Source organism: Microbacterium sp. SORGH_AS_0888 (assembly GCF_030818905.1).
Lineage (GTDB): Bacteria > Actinomycetota > Actinomycetes > Actinomycetales > Microbacteriaceae > Microbacterium.
The window spans coordinates 319,110-340,968 of sequence record NZ_JAUTAZ010000001.1; the positions used below are offsets into that span (position 1 = coordinate 319,110).

At 70.9% G+C, this 21,859-nt stretch carries 24 protein-coding genes; 12 read left to right on the forward strand and 12 right to left on the reverse strand.

All coding sequences use genetic code 11. The features are described from left to right. Positions 1-55 precede the first annotated feature (55 nt). The 5 genes from typA (at position 56) to QE381_RS01530 (ending at position 5,240) form a co-directional block, all read left to right on the forward strand. Positions 56-1,966, forward strand: coding sequence for a translational GTPase TypA (gene typA / locus QE381_RS01510; RefSeq protein WP_307214846.1), 1,911 nt, complete (start codon positions 56-58; stop codon positions 1,964-1,966). A 2-nt stretch (positions 1,967-1,968) separates the two neighbouring features. Then, positions 1,969-2,340, forward strand: a complete 372-nt coding sequence (locus QE381_RS01515) for a DUF6113 family protein (RefSeq protein WP_307214848.1) — start codon at positions 1,969-1,971, stop codon at positions 2,338-2,340. Positions 2,341-2,349: 9 nt separating this feature from the next. After that, the gene (fdxA, locus tag QE381_RS01520; RefSeq protein ID WP_307214850.1) at positions 2,350-2,670 is read left to right on the forward strand and encodes a ferredoxin; all 321 of its coding nucleotides are present in this window, start codon (positions 2,350-2,352) and stop codon (positions 2,668-2,670) included. 1 nt (position 2,671) lies between these two features. Further along, complete coding sequence (gene dapC / locus QE381_RS01525) at positions 2,672-3,781, forward strand: succinyldiaminopimelate transaminase (protein ID WP_307214852.1); 1,110 nt, start codon at positions 2,672-2,674, stop codon at positions 3,779-3,781. Positions 3,782-3,914: 133 nt separating this feature from the next. Further along, positions 3,915-5,240 carry a citrate synthase gene (locus tag QE381_RS01530; protein ID WP_373426889.1) on the forward strand — a complete coding sequence of 442 codons (1,326 nt, stop codon included), beginning with the start codon at positions 3,915-3,917 and terminating at the stop codon, positions 5,238-5,240. Between the two features lie 14 nt (positions 5,241-5,254). Here the strand turns inward: QE381_RS01530 and ppk2 are convergent, their stop codons facing one another. Continuing rightward, a complete protein-coding gene (gene ppk2 / locus QE381_RS01535) occupies positions 5,255-6,058 on the reverse strand; it encodes a polyphosphate kinase 2 (RefSeq protein ID WP_307214856.1) in 804 nt (267 codons plus the stop codon). Between the two features lie 32 nt (positions 6,059-6,090). Continuing rightward, positions 6,091-7,044, reverse strand: a complete 954-nt coding sequence (dapD, locus tag QE381_RS01540) for a 2,3,4,5-tetrahydropyridine-2,6-dicarboxylate N-succinyltransferase (RefSeq protein WP_307214858.1) — start codon at positions 7,042-7,044, stop codon at positions 6,091-6,093. Between the two features lie 43 nt (positions 7,045-7,087). Here dapD and dapE point away from each other — a divergent pair, with 43 nt between their 5' ends. The 3 genes from dapE (at position 7,088) to QE381_RS01555 (ending at position 9,619) form a co-directional block, all read left to right on the forward strand. Next, positions 7,088-8,161: a succinyl-diaminopimelate desuccinylase gene (dapE, locus tag QE381_RS01545; protein ID WP_307214860.1), complete on the forward strand. Its 1,074-nt coding sequence runs from the start codon at positions 7,088-7,090 to the stop codon at positions 8,159-8,161. After that, the gene (locus QE381_RS01550) at positions 8,146-9,375 is read left to right on the forward strand and encodes a hypothetical protein (protein WP_373426972.1); all 1,230 of its coding nucleotides are present in this window, start codon (positions 8,146-8,148) and stop codon (positions 9,373-9,375) included. Before dapE ends, QE381_RS01550 begins: the two co-directional genes overlap by 16 nt. 73 nt (positions 9,376-9,448) lie before the next feature. Continuing rightward, positions 9,449-9,619: a DUF3117 domain-containing protein gene (locus tag QE381_RS01555; protein WP_124293549.1), complete on the forward strand. Its 171-nt coding sequence runs from the start codon at positions 9,449-9,451 to the stop codon at positions 9,617-9,619. Positions 9,620-9,676: 57 nt separating this feature from the next. Here QE381_RS01555 and QE381_RS01560 read toward each other — a convergent pair whose 3' ends face one another. Then, positions 9,677-10,318 (reverse strand): O-methyltransferase, encoded by a 642-nt coding sequence (locus tag QE381_RS01560; protein WP_307214867.1) that lies wholly within the window; start codon positions 10,316-10,318, stop codon positions 9,677-9,679. A 72-nt stretch (positions 10,319-10,390) separates the two neighbouring features. Here QE381_RS01560 and QE381_RS01565 point away from each other — a divergent pair, with 72 nt between their 5' ends. Then, positions 10,391-10,783 (forward strand): Sec-independent protein translocase TatB, encoded by a 393-nt coding sequence (locus tag QE381_RS01565; RefSeq protein ID WP_307214868.1) that lies wholly within the window; start codon positions 10,391-10,393, stop codon positions 10,781-10,783. A 72-nt stretch (positions 10,784-10,855) separates the two neighbouring features. Here the strand turns inward: QE381_RS01565 and QE381_RS01570 are convergent, their stop codons facing one another. Genes QE381_RS01570 through QE381_RS01580 form a run of 3 tightly spaced genes read right to left on the reverse strand, consistent with a single transcriptional unit; the run spans position 10,856 to position 13,855 of the window. Next, the gene (locus QE381_RS01570; protein WP_307214870.1) at positions 10,856-12,007 is read right to left on the reverse strand and encodes an Mrp/NBP35 family ATP-binding protein; all 1,152 of its coding nucleotides are present in this window, start codon (positions 12,005-12,007) and stop codon (positions 10,856-10,858) included. Next, entirely contained in the window at positions 11,997-12,593 is a 597-nt protein-coding gene (locus QE381_RS01575; RefSeq protein ID WP_307214872.1) for a DUF1003 domain-containing protein, read from the reverse strand. The genes QE381_RS01570 and QE381_RS01575 overlap by 11 nt, the downstream gene beginning before the upstream one ends. Continuing rightward, positions 12,593-13,855 (reverse strand): magnesium transporter MgtE N-terminal domain-containing protein, encoded by a 1,263-nt coding sequence (locus tag QE381_RS01580; RefSeq protein WP_307214874.1) that lies wholly within the window; start codon positions 13,853-13,855, stop codon positions 12,593-12,595. Before QE381_RS01580 ends, QE381_RS01575 begins: the two co-directional genes overlap by 1 nt. 63 nt (positions 13,856-13,918) lie before the next feature. Between QE381_RS01580 and QE381_RS01585 the strand changes: the two genes are divergently transcribed. Continuing rightward, a complete protein-coding gene (locus QE381_RS01585; protein WP_307214876.1) occupies positions 13,919-14,557 on the forward strand; it encodes a general stress protein in 639 nt (212 codons plus the stop codon). A gap of 3 nt (positions 14,558-14,560) precedes the next feature. On the opposite strand, the gene QE381_RS01590 is transcribed toward QE381_RS01585, so the two are convergent. Together QE381_RS01590 and QE381_RS01595 are read right to left on the reverse strand one after the other, a co-directional pair. Further along, complete coding sequence (locus tag QE381_RS01590; RefSeq protein WP_307214878.1) at positions 14,561-15,961, reverse strand: aminopeptidase P family protein; 1,401 nt, start codon at positions 15,959-15,961, stop codon at positions 14,561-14,563. Between the two features lie 51 nt (positions 15,962-16,012). Next, positions 16,013-17,032 (reverse strand): endonuclease/exonuclease/phosphatase family protein, encoded by a 1,020-nt coding sequence (locus QE381_RS01595; RefSeq protein ID WP_307214880.1) that lies wholly within the window; start codon positions 17,030-17,032, stop codon positions 16,013-16,015. Positions 17,033-17,095: 63 nt separating this feature from the next. On the opposite strand from QE381_RS01595, the gene QE381_RS01600 reads away from it, so the two are divergent. Beyond that, positions 17,096-17,977 (forward strand): PHP domain-containing protein, encoded by an 882-nt coding sequence (locus QE381_RS01600; RefSeq protein WP_307214882.1) that lies wholly within the window; start codon positions 17,096-17,098, stop codon positions 17,975-17,977. An 80-nt stretch (positions 17,978-18,057) separates the two neighbouring features. Here QE381_RS01600 and QE381_RS01605 read toward each other — a convergent pair whose 3' ends face one another. After that, positions 18,058-19,473 (reverse strand): DEAD/DEAH box helicase, encoded by a 1,416-nt coding sequence (locus QE381_RS01605; protein WP_307214884.1) that lies wholly within the window; start codon positions 19,471-19,473, stop codon positions 18,058-18,060. Positions 19,474-19,604: 131 nt separating this feature from the next. Here QE381_RS01605 and QE381_RS01610 point away from each other — a divergent pair, with 131 nt between their 5' ends. Continuing rightward, the gene (locus QE381_RS01610; protein ID WP_307214886.1) at positions 19,605-20,327 is read left to right on the forward strand and encodes a ferritin-like fold-containing protein; all 723 of its coding nucleotides are present in this window, start codon (positions 19,605-19,607) and stop codon (positions 20,325-20,327) included. An 87-nt stretch (positions 20,328-20,414) separates the two neighbouring features. Here the strand turns inward: QE381_RS01610 and QE381_RS01615 are convergent, their stop codons facing one another. From QE381_RS01615 to QE381_RS01625, 3 genes are all read right to left on the reverse strand, one after another. Further along, positions 20,415-20,900: an endonuclease domain-containing protein gene (locus QE381_RS01615; RefSeq protein ID WP_307214888.1), complete on the reverse strand. Its 486-nt coding sequence runs from the start codon at positions 20,898-20,900 to the stop codon at positions 20,415-20,417. 385 nt (positions 20,901-21,285) lie between these two features. Beyond that, positions 21,286-21,576, reverse strand: coding sequence for a hypothetical protein (locus QE381_RS01620; protein ID WP_307214889.1), 291 nt, complete (start codon positions 21,574-21,576; stop codon positions 21,286-21,288). Positions 21,577-21,581: 5 nt separating this feature from the next. Beyond that, positions 21,582-21,806 carry a DUF3107 domain-containing protein gene (locus tag QE381_RS01625; RefSeq protein ID WP_307214890.1) on the reverse strand — a complete coding sequence of 75 codons (225 nt, stop codon included), beginning with the start codon at positions 21,804-21,806 and terminating at the stop codon, positions 21,582-21,584. Positions 21,807-21,859: the final 53 nt, after the last annotated feature.

A 21,859-nucleotide genomic window follows, 5' to 3' on the forward strand; every position in this document is an offset into this window, starting at 1 on the left:
TCGTTCAGGGACCGATGCAGACCTCCTTTTACCCCTCCCTCTGTTAGGACCTTTCATGGCGCATGCGCTCCGCTCGGACCTCCGCAACGTCGCGATCGTGGCGCACGTCGATCACGGCAAGACGACGCTCGTGGACGCGATGCTCCGCCAGACCGGCTCGTTCGGCGAGCACGCTCACGTCGAGGAGCGCGCGATGGACTCGAACGACCTCGAGCGTGAGAAGGGGATCACGATCCTCGCCAAGAACACGGCGATCACCTACAACGGCATCCACACCGAGACGCCGGTGACGATCAACGTGATCGACACGCCCGGCCACGCCGACTTCGGCGGCGAGGTCGAGCGCGGACTCTCGATGGTCGACGGCGTCGTGCTGCTCGTCGACGCGAGTGAGGGGCCGCTGCCGCAGACGCGCTTCGTGCTCCGGAAGGCGCTCGAGGCAAAGCTCCCCGTCATCCTCCTCGTCAACAAGACGGACCGCCCCGACGCGCGTATCGCCGAGGTCGAGGAGGAGGCCCACGACCTGCTGCTGGGCCTGGCCTCCGACCTCGTCGACGATGTGCCCGACCTCGATGTCGATGCGCTGCTGGACGTTCCGGTCGTCTACGCGTCCGGTCGTGCGGGGGCGGCATCCCGCAACCGCCCCGCTGACGGCACGCTCCCGGACAACGACGACCTCGAGCCGCTGTTCGAGGCGATCCTCGAGCACGTCCCGGCGCCCGCGTACGACGACGAGGCCCCGCTGCAGGCGTGGGTCACCAACCTCGACTCGAGCCCGTTCCTCGGCCGCCTCGCGCTCCTCCGGATCTTCAACGGCACCCTTAAGAAGGGCCAGACGGTCGCCTGGGTGCGCTCGGACGGCACCACGAGCAACGCCCGCGTCACGGAGCTGCTGAAGACGCGCGCGCTCGAGCGCTATCCCGCCGAGGAGGCGGGCCCCGGTGACATCGTCGCGATCGCGGGCTTCGAGAACATCACGATCGGCGAGACGATCGCCGACCCCGAGGACGTGCGACCGCTGCCCGCGATCACGGTCGACGACCCGGCGATCTCGATGACGATCGGCACCAACACGTCGCCGCTGATGGGCAAGGTCAAGGGCCACAAGCTGACCGCCCGCATGGTGAAGGACCGCCTCGACCGCGAGCTCATCGGAAACGTGTCGCTCAAGGTGGTCGACATCGGCCGTCCCGACGCGTGGGAGGTGCAGGGTCGCGGTGAGCTCGCGCTCGCGATCCTCGTCGAGAACATGCGGCGCGAGGGATTCGAGCTCACGGTCGGCAAGCCCCAGGTGGTGACCAAGAAGATCGACGGGAAGACCTACGAGCCCTTCGAGCACCTGACGATCGACACGCCGGAGGAGCACCTCGGCGCCATCACGCAGCTGCTGGCCAACCGCAAGGGTCGCATGGAGAACATGACCAACCATGGCACCGGCTGGGTGCGCATGGAGTTCGTCGTCCCCTCGCGAGGCCTCATCGGCTTCCGGAGCGAGTTCCTGACCACGACCCGCGGCACCGGCATCGCCAACGCGATCTCGCACGGCTACGAGCCCTGGGCGGGTCAGATCACGACGCGCCAGAACGGCTCGATCGTCGCGGACCGGCAGGGCGTGGTCACGCCCTTCGCGATGATCGCCCTGCAGGAGCGCATGTCGTTCTTCGTGCAGCCGACCGAGGAGGTCTACGAGGGCATGGTGATCGGCGAGAACTCGCGCGCCGACGACATGGATGTGAACATCACCAAGGAGAAGAAGCTCACCAACATGCGCTCCTCCACGGCCGACAACTTCGAGTCGATGACGCCGCCGCGCGTCCTCACCCTCGAGGAGAGCCTGGAGTTCGCGCGCGACGACGAATGCGTCGAGGTGACTCCGGAGAAGGTGCGCATCCGCAAGGTCGTGCTCGACGCGACCGAGCGCGGCCGGGCCGCCGCCCGGCTCAAGCGCCAGGACGCGAACGCCTGAGCATGCTCAACCGCATCGGCGCCTGGGCGGTCGCACTGGCGGTCGGTCTCGTGTACGGCGCGGCCGGCTCCGTGGGCCAGGCCTCCGCCCTCTGGGGGCTTCCGATCGGCCTCGTGCTCTCCGTCGTGGGCGCCGCAGCGCTCGTGTTCGCGCTGCGCGCGCTCACCCACGACCGCTGGGCGGCCTTGGCGAGCGGGCTCGGCATGATGATCGCGACGTGGGTGCTGTCGCTGACCTCGGAGGGCGGGTCGAAGCTGTTCGTCGCCTCCCATGAGGTCACCGTCAACATCTGGATGGTCGCTGTTCCTCTCGTGACCGCGCTGGTGGTCGCGTGGCCCGACCTGCGGCGCATCCGGGGGCAGGCGCGCCGGTAGACTCGTGGGGTGACGTATGTGATCGCCCTACCGTGCGTCGATGTCAAGGATCGTGCCTGCATCGACGAGTGCCCCGTCGACTGCATCTATGAGGGCGAACGCTCGCTCTACATCCACCCCGACGAGTGCGTCGACTGCGGTGCGTGCGAGCCGGTGTGCCCCGTCGAGGCGATCTACTATGAGGACGACCTGCCCGAGGAGTGGCAGGACTACTACAAGGCCAACGTCGAGTTCTTCGATGACATCGGCTCGCCCGGCGGTGCCGCGAAGGTCGGTGTGATCCACAAGGACCACCCGATCGTCGCGCAGCTTCCGCCCCAGGGCGAGTGAGATGAGCGTCGCGGACCTCGCCGACTACCCGTGGGATGCCGTCGCCCCCTACGCGGAGCGCGCCCGGCGACACCCTGGCGGGATCGTCGATCTCTCGATCGGGTCGCCGGTGGATGCGACACCCGCGGTGGTGAGGGAGGCGCTGCGTGCGGCGACCGATGCACACGCCTACCCGCAGACGGCGGGCACGGCGCCGCTGCGCGAGGCCATCGTGGCGTGGTACGCCCGGCGTCGGGGAGTGCCGGGGCTGACCCCTGCGCACGTGCTGCCCACGGTCGGCTCGAAGGAGCTGGTCGCGCTGCTTCCGCTGCTGCTGGGGCTGGGTCCCGGCGATGTCGTCGTCCACCCGCGCGCGGCCTATCCGACCTACGAGGTCGGCGCGCGCCTGGTCGGCGCCGAGCCGTTCGCCGCCGATGACCCCGCGGAGTGGCCGGAGGGCACCCGCCTCGCCTGGGTGAACTCGCCCGGCAACCCCGACGGCAGGGTGTGGGATGTCGCGGCGCTGGGTAGCGCCCGCGCCCGCGCCGCGGAGCTCGGGGCCGTGCTGGCCGGCGACGAGTGCTACGCGGAGCTCGGCTGGGAGGCGCCGTGGGACACGCATCCGATCCCGTCCGTGCTGGATCCCGCGGTCAGCGACGGTGATCTCACCGGCCTTCTCTCGGTCTACTCCCTGAGCAAGCAGTCCAACCTCGCCGGCTACCGTGCGGCGTTCCTCGCGGGCGACCCCGATCTCGTGGCACGCCTGCTCACGGCCCGCAAGCATCTGGGACTCATGCTCCCGGCGCCGGTGCAGGCGGCGATGACCGTGGCGCTCGGCGACGACGCGCACGTGGCCGAGCAGCGCGAGCGCTACCGCGCACGACGGGCGGTCCTCCTGCCCGCCGTGACGGCGGCCGGCTTCCGCGTGGACGGCAGCGAAGCGGGCCTGTACCTCTGGGCGACGCGGGACGAGGACGCGTGGGAGAGCCTCGGGCGCCTCGCGGATGTCGGCATCCTCGCCGGCCCCGGCCACTTCTACGGTCGGTTCCATCCGCATCACGTGCGGTTCTCGCTCACGGCCACCGATGAGCGGATCGACGCGGCGGCCGAACGGCTCGCCGAGCTTTCGTAGGTATCCTCCAGCACCGTCGGCATCCTTTGCACGATGTCTGACTGGTCCTCTCTGACGGCTAGGCTGTAACAGCACGGCTGCGCCGACAGGGGCGGGCCGTGCCGTATCGCCGACCGGCGATCGAAGCACCTCGATGACCCATCGATCGCAAGGAGGCGCCGTGAGCGGAGCGGACTCGCAGCAGCAGAAAGCAACTCTGACGGTGAACGGCCGCACAGCCGAGTTCCCGGTGCTGGAGGCCACCGACGGTGCGCCCAGCATCGACATCGCGAGTCTGACCCGTCAGACCGGTCACACCGCGCTGGACTACGGGTTCGTCAACACGGCTGCGACGAAGTCCGCGATCACGTTCATCGACGGTGACGCCGGCATCCTCCGCTACCGCGGGTACCCGATCGAGGAGCTCGCGAAGAACTCGACCTACCTCGAGGTCGCCTGGCTCCTCATCTACGGCGAGCTGCCGTCCGCGAGCGAGCTCGAGGAGTTCGACAACCGCATCCGCCGCCACACGCTGCTGCACGAGGATCTCAAGCGCTTCTTCTCGGCGTTGCCGCACACCGCGCACCCCATGTCTGTCCTGTCGTCGGCCGTGTCGGCGCTCTCGACCTACTACGAGAACGAGTCCGACCCCCACAACCCCGAGCACGTCGAGCTGAACACGATCCGGATGCTCGCCAAGCTCCCCGTGATCGCCGCCTACGCGCACAAGAAGAGCATCGGGCAGGCGTTCCTCTACCCGGACAACTCGCTGAGCTTCGTCGACAACTTCCTGAAGCTGAACTTCGGCGTGCTGAGCGAGATCTACGACGTGGACCCCGTCATGTCCCGGGCTCTCGAGCGGCTGCTGATCCTGCACGAGGACCACGAGCAGAACGCGTCCACGTCGACCGTCCGGCTGGTGGGCTCCACCGGCGCCAACCAGTTCTCGTCCATCTCGGCGGGCATCAACGCGCTCTACGGCCCGCTGCACGGCGGCGCCAACGAGGCCGTGCTCACGATGCTCGGCCAGATCCGCGACTCCGGCGAGAGCGTGCAGCGCTTCGTCGAGCGGGTCAAGAACAAGGAGGACGGCGTCAAGCTCATGGGCTTCGGTCACCGGGTCTACAAGAACTACGACCCGCGTGCGAAGCTCGTGAAGGAGTCGGCGGACGAGGTGCTCGAGGCGCTGGGCGTCAGCGACCCGCTGCTCGACCTCGCCAAGGAGCTCGAGCAGATCGCGCTCGAGGACGACTACTTCAAGGAGCGCCGGCTCTACCCGAACGTCGACTTCTACACGGGCGTCATCTACAAGGCCATGGGCTTTCCCACGCGCATGTTCACGGTGCTGTTCGCGATCGGCCGGCTGCCCGGCTGGCTCGCGCAGTGGCGCGAGTCGGTCACCGATCCGCAGAGCAAGATCGGTCGCCCGCAGCAGCTCTACATCGGAGCTCCCGAGCGGCACTATCCCGGCACCGTCTGAGCCGCCGTCGCGCCTCAGCCGCGCCGCTCGAGCGTTGCCGCGTAGTCGGGGACGATCGAGAGCTCGTCGCGCGGCGGGCGCTCGTATCCGCCGGAGGGCGGCCGCGGGGGGATCACGACCTCTTCGCGCGGAACCGGCTCCCAGGGGATGCGGCCGAGCAGGTGATGGATCATGTTGACCCGACCACGGCGCTTGTCCTCGTTGTCGACCTCGAACCAGGGAGCCTCCGGGATGTCGGTGTGCACGAACATCGTGTCCTTCGCGCGAGAGTAGTCCTCCCACTTGGTGATGGACAGGACGTCGTTCGGGCTCAGCTTCCATCGCCGCATGGGGTCGGCCGCACGCGAACGGAAGCGCCGCTCCTGCTCGGCGTCGGAGACGCTGAACCAGTACTTCAGCAGCAGGATGCCGTCCTCCACGAGCATCCGCTCGAAGATCGGTGCCTGGTGGAGGAAGCGGTGGTACTCGGCCGCCGTGCAGTAGCCCATGACGCGCTCGACACCGGCGCGGTTGTACCAGGACCGGTCCATCAGCACGATCTCGCCGGCCGCCGGCAGATGGGGCACGTAGCGCTGGAAGTACCACTGGCTCTTCTCACGGTCCGTGGGGGTGGGCAGCGCGACGATGCGCGTCACCCGCGGGTTCAGGTACTCGCTGACACGCTTGATCGTGGATCCCTTGCCCGCGGCGTCGCGGCCCTCGAAGATCACGACCACACGGGCACCGGTCGACTGCACCCACGCCTGCATGTCGACGAGCTGAGACTGCAGGTCCGCGAGGGCGCGTTCGTAGATCTTCTTGCCGAGCCGAGCCGTCATCTCCCGAGCATACGGCAGGCCTCACGACGCCGTCAGGCGTGCAGCGCCTCGTTGAGGGTCACGCCGACGCCGGCCCGGCGCACGGCCTCCACCGCGCCCGTGACCGAGTTGCGTCGGAACAGGATTCCGTCGCGACCGGAGAGCTCGCGTGCCTTGATGACCGGCCGGGCGCCCGCGGCATCCGCCGGCTCGTCCGCGAGCGCGACCTTCGTGCCGGCCGTGACGTACAGGCCCGCCTCGACGACGCAGTCGTCGCCCAGCGAGATCCCGATCCCGGCGTTGGCGCCGAGGAGCGTGCGCGCCCCGATCGAGACACGGTGCGTGCCGCCTCCGGAGAGCGTGCCCATGATGGATGCGCCGCCGCCGATGTCGCTGCCGTCGCCGACGACGACGCCCTGCGAGATGCGCCCCTCGACCATGGACGCGCCGAGGGTGCCGGCGTTGAAGTTGACGAAGCCCTCGTGCATCACGGTCGTGCCGGGCGAGAGATAGGCGCCCAGGCGTACCCGCGAGGCATCGGCGATCCGGACGCCGGGCGGGGTGACATAGTCGAGCAGGCGCGGGAACTTGTCGAGGCTGTGCACCTGGACGCCGGCGCGCTGCAGCAGCGGGCGAAGCCGCGACGCGTCGTCCGGGTGCATGGGGCCGGCCGTCGTCCAGGCCACGATCGGCAGATACCCGAAGACGCCGTCGAGGTTGACCTCGTTCGGCCTGGCGACGCGGTGCGAGAGCGCGTGGAGGCGCAGGTAGGCGTCCGGGGTCGAGGCGGGCGCGGAGTCCAGGTCGATCGCGAGGGTGACGAGCGACACCTCCACGGCTCGCCGCTCGTCGGGCTCGGCGAACCCGCCCCACGTCGCGGCGGCCGCTGCCGCATCGCCGTCGTCGGGGACGCCGAGCCGGACCTCGGGGAACCAGGTGTCCAGCACCGTGCCGTTCTCGCTCGTCGTCGACAGTCCGATGCCCCATACCGTCCGCTCATCGCTCATCCCTCAAGGCTATCGAAGGGATGCTGCTCGGTAGACTCGGACCATGCCCGCGCTGGATCTGACCGTCTCCTCCGTCGACCTCACGCGAGCGATCTGCGACATCCCGAGCGTCTCCGGCGATGAGGCATCGCTCGCGGACGCGATCTTCGACGCGGTCTCACCGCTCGGACACCTCGAGGTTTCTCGTCACGGCAACACGATCGTGGCCCGGACCGATCTCGGACGCAGCCGGCGCGTCGCGATCGCCGGGCACATCGACACGGTGCCGATCAACGCGAACCTCCCCACCCGGGATGTCGAGATCGACGGTCAGCCGTATCTCTGGGGACGCGGCACGGTCGACATGAAGGGCGGAACCGCGGTTCAGCTGAAGCTCGCCGCGGAGCTGGTCGCCCCGCGCGTCGACGTCACGTGGCTCTGGTACGACAACGAGGAGGTCGACTCCGAGCGCAACGGGCTGACGCGTCTCGCCCGCGCGCGGCCGGACCTCTTCGCCGCGGACTTCGCGATCCTCGGCGAGCCCTCGAACGGCCAGGTCGAAGGCGGCTGCAACGGCACGCTCCGCATGGTCGTGCGCACACACGGCGTGCGGGCGCACAGCGCCCGGGCGTGGATGGGTGAGAACGCGATCCATGCCGCGGCGCCGATCCTCGACCGGCTCGCCGAGTACCGGCCGCGCGAGATCGCGGTCGACGGCCTCGTGTACCGGGAGTCGCTGAACGCGGTGCGCGTGACGGGCGGCGTGGCGGGCAACGTCATTCCCGACCTCTGCGAGGTCGAGGTGAACTACCGCTTCGCGCCGAGCCGGAGCGTCGCGGACGCGGAGGCGCATGTGCGCAACCTCCTCGCGGGGTTCGAGGTGGAGCTCGTGGATGCGGCGGCCGGCGCGCGTCCGGGTCTGGACGCCCCCCTCGCGCAGGAGTTCCTGTCCTCGGTCGGCGCCGAGCCGCGACCGAAGTACGGGTGGACCGACGTCGCCCGGTTCTCCGCGCTGGGCGTGCCGGCCGTCAACTACGGTCCGGGCGATCCGAGCCTCGCGCACCATGACCAGGAGCGCGTTCCGTTCGCCCAGATCGAGGACGTCGAGCGCAGCCTCCGCACCTGGCTGAGCGCGTGACGGCCGCGCCGCCGGCCCAGCGCGTCGGCTGGGCGCGCCTTCCCGTGGCGGTGCGCATCGGCATCCTGTATGTCGCCGCGCGCGCCGTCACGACCGTCTTCCTCGTGATGGCGGCGGCGCTCTCCGGGCCGAGGTCGCGTTTCGGCGCGCACGCGACGATCGGCGATCTCGTCGTGGGGTGGGATGCGGCCTGGTACTGGTTCGCGGCGATGAACGGGTACCCGAGCCAGCTGCCGCTGACGGCGTCCGGACAGGTCGCCGAGAACCAGTGGGCATTCATGCCGCTCTACGGCGTGCTCGCGCGGGGCCTGGGCTGGCTCGTGGGCGGCTGGGGTGCGGGAGCGGTGATCATCTCGCTCGTGGCGGGCTACCTCTCCGCCCTCGTCCTGTATCGGATGATGCGGCACCGGCTGGACGGACCCGCCGCGATGTGGGCCGTCGTCTTCTTCTGCGCGGGACCGCTGGCGGCGATGTTCCAGGTGGGGTACGCCGAGTCGCTGTTCCTGCTCTGGCTGTTCCTGGCGCTCCGGCTCGTGCAGGTGCGCCGGTACGGCTGGCTCTACCTGCTGGTCCCGCTCATGGGGGCGACCAGGCCCGGCGTGCTCGCGTTCGCGCTGTTCCTCGGGCTGTTCGGCATCTGGCGATGGTTCCGGCGCCGCGAGGAGCCATTGCCGCGGAGCGAGATCGTCCACATCCTGGCCCTCGGCGCGATCGCGGTGGCCGTAGGATTCGCCTGGCAGCTGATCGCGGGCTGGGTCACGGGGGATCCGAACGCCTATCTCGCGACGGAGCTGGCCTGGCGCCGCAACTGGATCCCGAGCTCCTCGGGCGAGTTCTTCCCGGTCGAGGGTTTCGTGACCGCGGCCGCCTTCTGGTTCCGGTGGTGGGGGGCCAGCGCGACGGTCGGCTACGTGTCGCTCGGGCTGCTCGTGGCGGCGGTCGCGCTGATCCTGGTCCTCGAGCCGCACGTGCGCCGTCTCGGCGTCGAGGTCAGGCTCTGGTCGGCGAGCTACCTGCTCTACCTGCTCGCCGTGTTCTTCCCGCAGTCGAGCATCTTCCGACTGCTCCTCCCGGTGTCCCCGCTGTGGGGGGCGTTCGCCGTTCCCCGGAGCACGTGGTGGCGTGCGGGCGTCCTGGTCGTCTGTCTCGCGGGCCAGTGGTGGTGGATCTACAACATGTACGCGCTGGGAAACACGTTCTGGCAGATCCCTTAGTAACCTGCCGGTTCGTTGTGGCGCGGTGCTCAGGATAAACTCAGTATCAGAACATCGACGAAAAGGAGCCACGATGGCAGCCATGAAGCCGAGAACCGGAGACGGGCCGATGGAGGCTGTGAAGGAGGGGCGCCTCATCATCGTTCGCGTACCGCTCGAGGGCGGTGGCCGACTCGTGGTCTCGGTCAACGACGCCGAGGCGAAGGAGCTCTACGACGTGCTGGGCGAGGTCGTCGGCGCCTGAGCCGATACAGCCTGCGAAAGGCCGGGTTCCCGCGGGGATTCCCGGCCTTTCTCGTTCTCAGAGCCCGGTGTCCGCGATCGTGGTCAGCTGCAGCAGGCCCTCGGCGACGATCGAGAGCGCGCCGATGACGGCCGGGGAGGCCTGCGTCTCCTGGATGAGCGAGCGGTAGGCGGTCGTCACGGGGTCGCGCCGTACGGGATCGGCGACGGCGCCGCCGGCGAGCACTCGCGGGACGAGCACGGTGCCGCCCGGCCGGACGAGGCGCAGCCCGTGCTCGACGTACTCGATCACGCCGTCGGGGTCCGCATCCACCAGAACGACGTCGTATGCCGCTTCGTTCATACGGGGGAGGACGTCGGCGGCACGGCCCGTGATGAACCGCGCGCGTGCCGGAGGGATACGCGCGTCGGCGAAGGCCTGACGAGCCGCGGCGAGGTGCTCCGGCTCCTTGTCGATCGTCGTGAGGATCGCCCGCGGCGCGCCGTGCATGAGCCAGAGGCCGGAGACGCCCGCTCCCGTGCCGATCTCGACGATGTTGAGCGCACTGGAGGCGGCCGCGATGACCGCGCACTGCGCGCCGATCGGTGCGCTGATGGGGTCGGCGCCGAGCTCCAGCGCGTGCGTGCGGGCGCGGGCGATCGCCTCCGGCTCGCTCGTCGCCTCGAGAGCGAATCGAGCGTTCGCGTCATATGCACCCATGGGTTTCCTCCGCGTTCAGCCTAAGGCGCCGTCGGGGCCGGATGTCGCAGGCGCGGCGGGTAACCTGAGTGCATGTTCTTCGGCCTGACGATCGAGAAGCTGCTGGTGATCGGAGTGATCGCCGCCTTCCTCATCGGACCGGAGCGCCTGCCCCGATACGCGGAGACGCTCGCGCGTTTCACGACGCGGGCGCGCGACTTCCTCAAGGGCGCGAAGACCCGCGTGCAGGAGGAGATGGGGCCGGAGTTCGACGAGGTCGACTGGCGCAAGCTCGACCCGCGGCAGTACGACCCGCGGCGCATCATCCGCGAGGCCCTGCTCGATGACCCGCCCACCGCGACCGTGCGGGCGGCCGGGCTCGCAGCGACCGTCGCCGCTCCCGCGTCCCCCGCGTCCTCCACCACCGCGACGCGTCACGACCCCGCCTCCGGCGAGCTCCCGCCGTACGACACCGAGGCCACCTGACCCGCGCGAACCGTCACAAACGGCGCTTCCGCACGCCGTTTTCGCGCGGAAAGTGACGGCTCGGCGCCGGTCTCAGACCGGGCGGACGCCGAGCGGCCGGCCCGAGAGGCCGCGGCCGGCCGTGGCGACGGCGGCGGCGAGGGCGGTGATCGCCCGAGCGGCGGGATCGTCGGGTGCCGAGACCACGACGGGCTCGCCCGCGTCGCCGGCGGCCCGGAGGGCGGGGGAGAGCGGGATCGACGCGAGCAGCGGGACGTCCTCCGCGGCGTCGGCCGACAGCCGGGCGGCGACGGCGTCCCCGCCGCCCGTGCCGAACAGGTCGAGCACGGTGCCGTCCGGAAGGGTGAGCGGTGCCATGTTCTCCACGACGCCGATGATCCGCTGACCCGTCTGGCGGGCGACCAGGCCGCTGCGCACGGCGACGTCGGCGGCCGCTGCCTGCGGCGTCGTGACCACCAGCACCTCGGCGTGGGGGAGTAGCTGTCCGACCGAGATGGCGACATCCCCCGTGCCGGGCGGCATGTCCAGCAGCAGGACGTCGAGATCGCCGAAGTGCACATCCGTGAGGAACTGCGCGACCGTGCGATGGAGCATCGGCCCCCGCCAGGCGACGGCGGCGCGTTCCTCGCCCTCCGGCAGGAACATGCCGATCGACACGGTCTTCACGCCGTGCGCGACGGGGGGCACGATCAGATCGTCGATCCGCGTCGGTCGCACCGTGCGTCCCGCGGCGTCGGTGAGGCCGAGGAGCCCCGGGATCGAGAACCCGTGCACATCGGCGTCCACCAGGCCGATCGACAGGCCGCGCTGCGCGAGTGCGACCGCGAGTCCCGCCGTGACCGTCGACTTGCCGACGCCGCCCTTGCCGCTCGTGACCGCGACGACCCGTGTGAGCGAGTCGGCGGTGAAGGGGATGCCGCGCGGTCGGCCCGCGCGCAGCCGCTCCGTGAGCGCCGTGCGCTCCGCTGGCGTCATGACGCCGAGCTCGACCTCGACGGCCTCGATGCCGGGGACGGCGGATGCGGCTTCCCGCACCTCGCGCTCGATCCTGTCGGAGGCCGGGCAGCCGACGATCGTGAGCCGCACCTCGACCCGAGCGGACGATCCCTCGACGCCGACCCGGCCGATCATGCCGAGCTCGGCCAGCGGACGTCGCAGCTCGGGATCCGAGACGGCGCCCACCGCGCTGCCCACGCGCTCGGCGAGGGTCTCCTCAGCGGTCACGCGCGTCCCGCTCGGCCTTCTCCCGTCGCTCGGCCTTGCGGCGTCGCTCCTCACGCTCCGCGGTCTCGTCGGCCGACTCTCCGGAGGCGCGCGCGTCGAAGTCCTCCACGAGGGCGCGCAGCTCGTCGCGCAGCGTCTCGCGGGTGACGACCTCGCCCGACAGCTCGTTGAGGGCGATCCGCAGCGCCACGATCTCGCGCGCGAGGTACTCGGTGTCGGCGAGGTTGCGCTCGGCGCGTTGCCGGTCCTGTTCGATCTGCACGCGGTCGCGGTCGTCCTGACGGTTCTGCGCGAGCAGGATCAGGGGCGCGGCGTAGGACGCCTGGAGCGAGAGCATGAGCGTGAGCGCGGTGAAGCCGTTGGCGGCGGCGTCGAAGCGGAGCGTGTCCGGGGCCATCGTGTTCCAGGCGATCCATGCGACGCAGAACATCGTGAGCGCCACGAGGAACCACGGCGTCCCCATCGCGCGCGCGATCCACTCGGTCGCACGCCCGAACCTGTCGCGCGAGGGCTGCGGTGCGCGCCCGATCCGGGTGCCGCGCCCGAGCGGGGCGTCGAGGGATGCCGTGCGGGTGGAGCGTGCCATCAGCGCACCCCCGAGGCGGTCGGGGCCTGCTCGTCGCCGGAGCGCCAGTCCTGCGGCAGCAGGTAGTCGAGCACGTCGTCGATGCTGACGGCTCCCACCAGCCGCTGGGCCGGGTCGACGACCGGCAGCGAGACGAGGTTGTAGCTGGCGAGCAGACGCGCGACCTCGGTGGCGGGCGCCGTCACGGGGACCGGCTCCAGGGTGTCGTCGATGATCGCGCCGAGCCGCTCGTGCGGCGGATAGCGCAGCATCCGCTGGAAGTGCACGACGCCGAGAAGACGTCCGGTGGGCGTCTCGTACGGCGGCAGCGTGATGAACACGGCCGCGGCGAGAGCCGGATGCAGCTCGTGCCGCCGGATCAGCGCGAGCGCCTCCGCGACCGTGGCGTCGGCCGACAGCACGATCGGCTCGGTCGTCATCAGTCCGCCCGCCGTGTCGGGGCCGTACTGGAGCAGGGTGCGGACGTCCTCCGCCTCCTCGGGCTCCATGAGGTCCAGGAGCTCCTCCAGACGCTCCTCGGGGAGCTGCCCGAGGAGGTCGGCCGCGTCGTCGGGCTCCATGTGGTCGAGGATGTCGGCGGCCCGCTCGTCGCCGAGCGCCTCGAGGATGTGCACCTGCTCGTCCTCGGGCATCTCCTCGAGCGCATCGGCGAGGCGGTCGTCCGGCAGCTCTTCCGCCACCTCGATGAGCCGTTCCTCGGGAAGGTCCAGCAGCGTGTTGGCGAGGTCGGCCGGCCGCAGGTCCGCGTAGCTGGCCACCAGGTGCTCGGCAGACTGCGACTCGCCCGGCTGCTGGCGCTCGTGCACGTCGTTCCAGTGGGCGAACGTCGTCGGCCCCTTCGCGAAGGGCGAGGCGCTGGTCTTGGGCTTGCGCAGGAACAGCTGCCCGACATCCCACTCGCCCAGTCTGTTGCGCTCGATCGCGACGTCCTCGATCACCGCGGTGCCGGAGCCGTCCGTGAAGGTCACCTTGCGGCCGACCAGCTCGGCGAGCACGCGCACCTCGCCGCCGCGCTGCTGGAAGCGGCGCACGTTGATGAGCCCGGTCGTGATGACCTGACCGGTGTCGATCGAGGTCACCCGCCCGATGGACACGAACACGTGGCGTCGTCCGGGGATCTCGACCACGAGCCCGACCACGCGCGGCGCGCCGTCCGGGCGATAGATCACCACGACGTCGCGAACCTTGCCCAGCCGATCACCCGACGGGTCGAAGACGGCGCATCCGGCCAGACGTGCGACGAAGACCCGTTGTGTGCTCACCCGTCAAGCGTAGACCGGTGCCCGTTCCGGGAGACCATAGGAACGGCGTGGCAGGATGGATCCATGAGCATGATGGGCGGTCCGTTCTCCCCCGCGGCGGCGGAGAGCGGTGCGACGGTGGCCTCGTTCAGCACCTATGAGGGTGCGCAGAAGGCCGTGTCCGCGCTCATCGCCGGGGACGTCCCGGCTCGCGAGATCGCGATCGTGGGCCAGGGACTCCGTTCCGTGGAGCGGGTGACGGGACGCCTGGGCTATGCCGCGGCCGCTCGATCGGGTGCCGTGAACGGCGTCGTTCTCGGCATCCTGTTCTCGTTCGTCGTGGTCCTCGGCACGCCGAACGTGCCGATCCAGGTGTTCGTCGGCGTGCTGCTGCTCGGGATCGCGGTGGGCATGCTGCTGAGCCTCGTCTCCTACGCGCTCGTGCGGCGCCGGCGCGACTACGCCTCGGTCATGCAGATCGCGGCGGAGCGATACGACGTGAAAGTCTCCGCGAGCAGCGTCCAGCGGGCGCGCGACGCGCTGGGGGTGCGGGCGCCCGAGCCGCCGCGTGCGCCGGAGCAGCCGGCGAGCTCCGAGCCGCCGAGATACGGCGAGCGGATCGCGCCGCCGCAGCCCGCGTCGCCGCCGAAGTCTGCTCCGCAGACGCCTGAGACGTCGGCCGCCGAGCCGGATGAGACTCCGGGCTCGGCGGACCGCGCCTAGCGATCAGCCGCGTCGACGCCTCACCCAGGCCTCGACCTCGTCGGCGGTCCGCGGGATGCCGGCGGACAGGTTCACGGGCCCGTCGGCGGTCATGAGCACGTCGTCCTCGATGCGGACGCCGATGCCCCGCAGCTCCTCCGGAACCGTCAGGTCGTCGGCTTGGAAGTACAGGCCGGGCTCGATCGTGAAGACCATGCCCGGCTCGAGGATGCCGTCGTAGTACATCTCGCGTCGGGCCTGGGCGCAGTCGTGCACGTCGATGCCGAGGTGGTGGCTGGTGCCGTGCACCATGTAGCGCCGGTGCTGACCGCCGCGGTCGGCGTCGAGGGCTTCCTCGGCCGTGACCGGCAGGAGTCCCCACTCGGCCGTGCGGCGGGCGATGACTCCCATGGCGGCCTCGTGGATCTCGCGGAACCGCGCGCCGGGACGTGCCGCGGCGAAACCCGCGTCGGCGGCCTCGCGGACGGTCTCGTAGACCCGTCGCTGCACCTCGGAGAACGTGCCGGAGACCGGGATCGTGCGTGTCACGTCTGCGGTGTAGAGGCTGTCGACCTCGGCGCCCGCATCGATGAGGATCAGGTCGCCGCCCGCGACGGGGCCGTCGTTGCGGGTCCAGTGCAGGTAGCAGGCGTGCGCACCCGCCGCGGCGATCGTGTCGTAGCCCTCGCCGTTGCCGTCGCTGCGCGCGCGGGTACGGAAGACGCCCTCGACGAGGCGTTCGCCGCGCGGATGCGCGACGATCCGGTCGAGGTTCGCGACGATGTCGTCGAAACCGTCCGCGGTGACGGCGACGGCGTGGCGCAGCTCGGAGATCTCGTACTCGTCCTTCACGAGCCGGAGCTCCGAGACGAAGCGGGTGAGCTCGGCGTCCTCGCCGACGACCAGATCGTCCGGTCCCGCCGAGAAGGAGTCGATGTGCGCGGTGTCCAGACCGAGATCGATCGCGACGGCAGCGCGCGAGGGGCGCGGCCCGATCCAGAACTCGCCGATCGTGGCGTCGGCGTAGAACTCCGGCGTCGTGCGGTCGGCCCGCTCGCGGAAGTAGAGCGTCACGACGTGTCCGTCGGAGGTCGGGTCGAACACCAGCACGGCGCCCGGCTCGCTGTCGGCCGCCCATCCCGTGAGGTGGGAGAAGGCGGAGTGAGCACGGAACGGATAGTCGGTGTCGTTGCTGCGCACCTTCAGCTCGCCGGCCGGGACGACCAGCCGCCGACCGGGGAACGCCGCGGAGACGGCGGCGCGGCGCCGGGCTGTGTACGCCGCCTGCTCCCGGGGTGCGACGGCCTCGTCGGGCCGTGGTGCCCAGCCGTTCGAGATCGTGTCGAGGAAACCCTGGGGGAAGGGCTGTCTGCGGTTCGTCGTGGTCGCCGCATCCTTCTCCGCCTGCGTCGTGGTGTCGCTCATGGTGACTCCTGTCTGTCCGCCTCCAGTGTCCCACCAGAAGCCCGAGGTCGCTCAGCCGGTGCGGTCGAGCTGGACGACGAGCGGCCGGTGGTCGCTGCCGGAGCCGTCGAGCGAGGACAGCACGACCGACCCCGTGCTCCGCCACGCGGATGTCGTCAGCACGTGGTCGACCGGTGCGCCCGCGAGCGCGGGCAGAGAGGTCGGCCAGGTGCCGACGGCGCCGGTTCCGCTGGTCGCGGCCGCATCCGTGCAGCGTCCGAGCGTGCCCCCATCGGTTCCGAGTCCCGCCATGTGGTCGAGCGTGGCGTTGAAGTCGCCCGCCATGATGACGTCGTCCGCCGCGCACTGGTCCGCGAGCCAGCGCAGATCGTGGCGCCAGTCCGCCATCGCCGACTGGCGTGGAGCGACCGCGTGCGCCGCCACGATGATCGGGCCCGAGCCGTTCGTGGGCATCGCGACGACGGAGGGCACGGTCGAGGTGTTGCTCGTGCCGTCCTGCGCGGAGGCGACGACGGCGTAGTCGCCCATTCCCGGCGAGATGAGCAGCGTCGTCGAGTCGGCGGCCCAGCCGTCGACGCCGTACTCGGTGTGGTACGCCCACATCGGCTGGCCGAGCTCGCGCATCGCGACCGCGACGGCGGCACCGGTGTCGATCGTCGTCTCCGGCAGGCTCACGACGTCGGCGCGCATGGCGACGGCGGTCTGCGCGATGGTCTGTGCGGAGGTCGCGTCGCCGGCGGTGTTCCAGGTCATCACCCGGATGCTGCCGTCCGTCTTGTCCGGCAGGGTCGCGTTGCCGAGCCCGCGGCCGGCGAGCACCACCAGGTTGGCGACGACCGCGACGGCCATCACGAAGGCGAGGGACAGGAGGAAGCGGCGGAGACGGCGGACCGCGGCCAGCAGCAGGCACAGCAGCAGGAGCAGGCCGAACGCCGCCGTCACCACGCCGCGGAACGCGATGACCTGGGTGACCGGGAAGACCTGCCCGACGCGGAAGAAGCCCGGCCAGGTGAGGACGGCCGCCGCGATCGCCGCCACCACGGTCACGAGGGTCCCGAGCAGGCGAAGCACTCGTCGAGCCTAGGCAGTGCGCCTGGGAAACCGGCGGGCGAGGGCCCGCGGTACGCTCGGAAGGTGGATGGCGGTGCGGGCGAGAGACGGCGGTTCGACGGCCCGGGGGACCTTCACCTCCACTCGCTCTGCTCCGACGGCACGGAACCGCCCGAGCAGGTGGTTGCGGCGGCGCACCGACACGGCGTGCGCACGCTCTCGCTGACCGACCACGACACGACCGCGGGATGGGCGGAGGCAGCGGCCGCCGCTGTGGCACTCGGGGTCACCCTCATTCCCGGCATGGAGCTCTCCGCGCGCCACGAGTGGCGCAGCGTGCACCTGCTCGCCTATCTCTTCGACCCGGAGGACGCCGCGCTGCGGGCGGAGATGGACCGCATCCGGTCCGCACGTCTCGGCCGCGCCGAGCGCATCGTCGCGAACATCTCGCGCGACTACGACCTCACCTGGGACGATGTCCTGGCGCAGACGAGCGGGGACGCCACGGTGGGCAGGCCCCACATCGCCGACGCCCTCGTCGCGCGCGGGCTCGCCGCCGATCGGACGGCGGCGTTCGCCGGCATCCTGCATCCGCGAGAGCCGTACTACGAGCCGCATTACGCCCCCGAGGCGGAGCGCGCGGTCGAGCTCGTCGCCGCCGCCGGCGGTGTGCCCGTCGTCGCGCACCCGGCGACCGCAGGGCGTGACCGGATGATGCCGCCCGCCGTGTTCGAACGGCTCATCGAGCGCGGCCTCCGCGGAGTCGAGATCGGGCATCGTGAGAACACCGCGGAAGGCCGTCGTGTGCTCGCCGAGATGGCGCGCCGCCACGACCTCATCGTCACCGGGTCGAGCGACTACCACGGTCTCGGAAAGCCGAACGTGCCGGGCGAGAACACGACGACCGACGACATGATCGCCCGCATCATCGAGGCGGGACGCGGAAGCGCCCCCGTCTATCCGTGACGGGGGCGCTTGCGAGGGCAGCTCGGGGGAGGGCCTCTGCCCTCGGCTGAACGCGCTCCGCAGCCGTTATCGCGCGGGGGTCACGCACCCGCGGCGGGGGCGCCGCCCGCGCTCGACCGCCGCCGGCGCCGGCGTCGTGCCGGGGCGGGCTTGCCGTCCTGATGCTGGGCGCCGCCGCCGTCATGCGTGCCGGCGCCTTCCGTGCGCTCCGCAGGGGCGGAGGCCGCGGGCTGTTCGCTCGAGCCGCGGCGACGGCGGCGGGGCGCGCGCGCCGCCGCGTCCGTCGTGGCGACGGCCGCGGTCTGCGGGGCCTTCGTCAGTCGTCCCTTGGTGCCTTCGGGGATGCCGAGATCGGCGTAGAGGTGCGGGCTGGACGAGTAGGTCTCGACGGGCTCGGGCTGCCCGAACTCGAGCGCACGGTTGATGAGAGCCCATTTGTGCAGGTCGTCCCAGTCCACGAACGTGACCGCGATGCCTGTCTTTCCCGCGCGACCCGTGCGCCCGGCGCGGTGGAGATAGGTCTTCTCGTCGTCCGGGATCGTGTGGTTGATGACGTGTGTGACGTCGTCGACGTCGATGCCGCGGGCCGCGACATCCGTGGCGATCAGAACGTCGCGCTTGCCGGCCTTGAAGGCCGCCATCGACCGTTCACGCGCCTCCTGGCTCATGTCGCCGTGGACGGCGCCCGCGTTGAAGCCGCGGTCGTTGAGCTCGTCGACGAGCTTCTGAGCGGCGCGCTTGGTACGTGTGAACACGACGGTCTTGCCGCGGCCCTCCGCCTGCAGGATCCGGGCGACGACCTCGTCCTTGTCGAGCGAGTGGGCGCGGTAGACGAGGTGCTTGATGTTCGCCTGCGTGAGGCCCTCGTCGGGGTCGTTCGCGCGGATGTGGATCGGGTTCGACATGAACCGGCGTGCGAGCGCGACGATCGGGCCCGGCATGGTGGCGCTGAACAGCTGGGTGTGGCGGACCGGGGGAACCTTCGCGAAGATCTTCTCGATGTCGGGCAGGAACCCGAGGTCGAGCATCTTGTCGGCCTCGTCGAGCACGACCTCCGTCGCGTGCGAGAGGTCGAGCAGCCGCTGTCCGGCGAGGTCGATGAGGCGTCCCGGAGTGCCGACGACGATCTGCGCGCCCGCCTGCAGCTGCTCGATCTGGCCCTCGTACGCCTTGCCGCCGTAGATGGCGACGACGCTCGTCGGGCGCCCCTGGGCGAGCAGGTCCATGTCCTCGTAGACCTGGACCGCGAGCTCGCGGGTGGGGACCACGATCAGCGCCTTCACGCCGGGCTCCGGGGTGGGGCCCAGCCGCTGCACGACCGGGATGCCGAACCCGAAGGTCTTGCCCGTTCCCGTCTTTGCCTGGCCGATGATGTCCTGTCCGGGGAGGGACAGCGGGATCGTCTGCTCCTGGATCGGGAAGGCATCGATGATGCCCTTTCCTGCGAGGACGTCGACGATGTCCTGGTCGACGCCGAGTTCGGCGAAGGTCGTCACAATATGCACCTGTCTGGTTGTCGGCGGCGATGGCCGCGAGTCGGTCCACGCCCTTCCTCAGCCCCAGGCGCGGTGGCCCCGGATCCGTGCCGGGGCGTGCTCCACGATACCCGAGCCCTAGGCTGTACCGCGTGTGGCAGTGGGTGGAACGGTTGCTGGGCCGAGACCGGCCGGCGGGCAGAGCGCTGCGGCTGCGGTCGCGCGAGGAGCTCGCGACGATGCCGCGCGTCTCCTTCGAGGAGCTCGCGCCGGACGTCGACACCTTCCTCGGTCAGGCGGCCTACCTCCAGCTGGGCTACTTCGAGACCCTCAGCGAGCTGATCGCGACGACGCCGCAGCTCGTGCAGAAGGAGGCGATCTCGCGCGCGGCGGGCGCGGCGCTGCTCAAGCATCGCGAGCTCGTCGCCCTCATCCGTGAGCGCGGCGGCGATCCGACGCAGGTCATGCTGCCCTTCCGAGAGCCTCTCGATGCTTTCCGTGATGCGACGCACGGCGTGCGGCCCCAGGAGACGCTGCTGTCCGTGCACATCACGGCGGGCATGCTCGACGACTTCTACCTCGCCCTGTCCGCAGGGTACGACGAGACGGGGCGCCGGGTGGCCCGCATCCTTCGCGCCGACAACGACCGGCAGGCGGTCGTCGGCATCCTCTCCGAGACGATCGCGTCCGACCCGGAGTGGGCCTCGCTCCTGGCCCTGTGGGGGCGGCGGCTCGTCGGGGACACGCTCTTGGTCGCCCGCTCGGCGCTGCGCAAGGAGGGCTCGGCGGCCGCGGCCGAGCGCGTCGAGCCGGTGTTCACGGCGCTCCTGGGCGCGCACGCGGCGCGCATGACCGCGATGGGGCTGTCGTCCTGACGCCCGCCGCATGAGGCCGTCTCGCGAGATCAGGCGGGATGCCGGGGAGAGGCGCCTGCGGCGGCGAGATGTCCTGATCCGGTCGCGTCAGCGTGCTCGGTGCAGGCCCTGCGCCATCGCCATCAGCACCGTCGCTCGCACGTGGTCCCCGTCGAACATCACCTGGTGATAGTCGAAGCGGAGGAGCGTGAACCCCCGGAGCACGAGCCGTGCGTCGGCGCGGAGGTCACCGCGCCGCTGGGCGGCGCGGTGGTGGGCGAAGCCGTCGAGCTGGATGCCGAGGCGATCGCCGATGAGGCCATCGAGAGGATGCCCGTCCACCCGGACCTGTTGCCGCACATCGACGCCCTCGGCGCTCATGCCCATGACGAACACGGTCTCGATGCCGGAGCCGGACAGCGCCGAAGCGGCTGCGGCGAGGGCGCTGGCCTCTCGGCTCCGCCGCGCGACCCGGACGAGCTCGGCAGGGTCGACGTGCCCGCCCGCGGCAGCCGACTCCCAGATCGGGAGCGCCTCGCGGCGCCCCAGACATCCGGCGGTCTGGAACAGCACGTTCAGGATGCGATCGTCCACGCTGTTGCGGGCGACCGGGGCCGAGCCCCTGCCCCCAGTGCAGGTGCATTCCCTCGCTCGGCAGGCGAGCCGCGTTGTGGGCGACGGCGATGTGGAGCTCGGCGACCGGGTCGTGCGGCACCCACAATCCGTGCAGCTCCGCGGCGGTGACGCACGTGACACGGCCGCTGACGGATGCCGCGGCGCGGCGGCGTGGGTCGCATCCCGCGGTCACCAGCCAGGCGAGCGCTTCGCGTGCCGCGTCCGCGTCGGGACGGTGGACAACTGCATGACCCCACGTGCCTGGGGAGGAACGGGCGCCCGCTCCTCATCAGGCCATCTCGCCAGGGCAGGCTGCTTCAGAGCAGAACCTGCCTGCCTTTGCGATGCGGCCTGATCCGGCGGGTCAGACGAGCTTCAGGCGCTCGCGCTCACGCGCGTCGTGTGCCGCGCGGATGCGGGTGAGGACGACGCCGAGCGGCACCACGACGATCGCGGGCACGATCGCCGACAGGAGCCAGATCCACGGGTCCAGCGTCGTGGCGCCGGTCCACGTCATGAGCGTCCACACCGCGCCCCCGACGACGGCTCCCACGGCGGGGAGCAGAGCCGTGCCGCGGGCGGCACGGCCGGGCAGCGCGTAGTGCGCGATCAGGCCCACGGCGAGCCCGAAGAGGAACGCGAGGACGATGTCCACGGGGCTCAGGCGACGAAGCCGACGCGCCGGGTCTGGTCGCTGCCGAGCTCGACGTAGGCGAGGCTCGCGGTGGGGACGAGGTAGGAGCTGCCCTTGTCGTCGCTGAACGTGATGAAGGGCGCGCCGTCGGCCAGCGCGTCGGCGACCGACTTCTTCACGGAGTCCGCGGACTCGCTGGTCTCGAAGCCGAGTTCGCGGCCGGTGTTCGCGATGCCGATGCGGATCTCCACGGTGTGCCTTCCTTCCGGGGCCTTGGGGCCACGAGGAACTCTACGGCACCCCG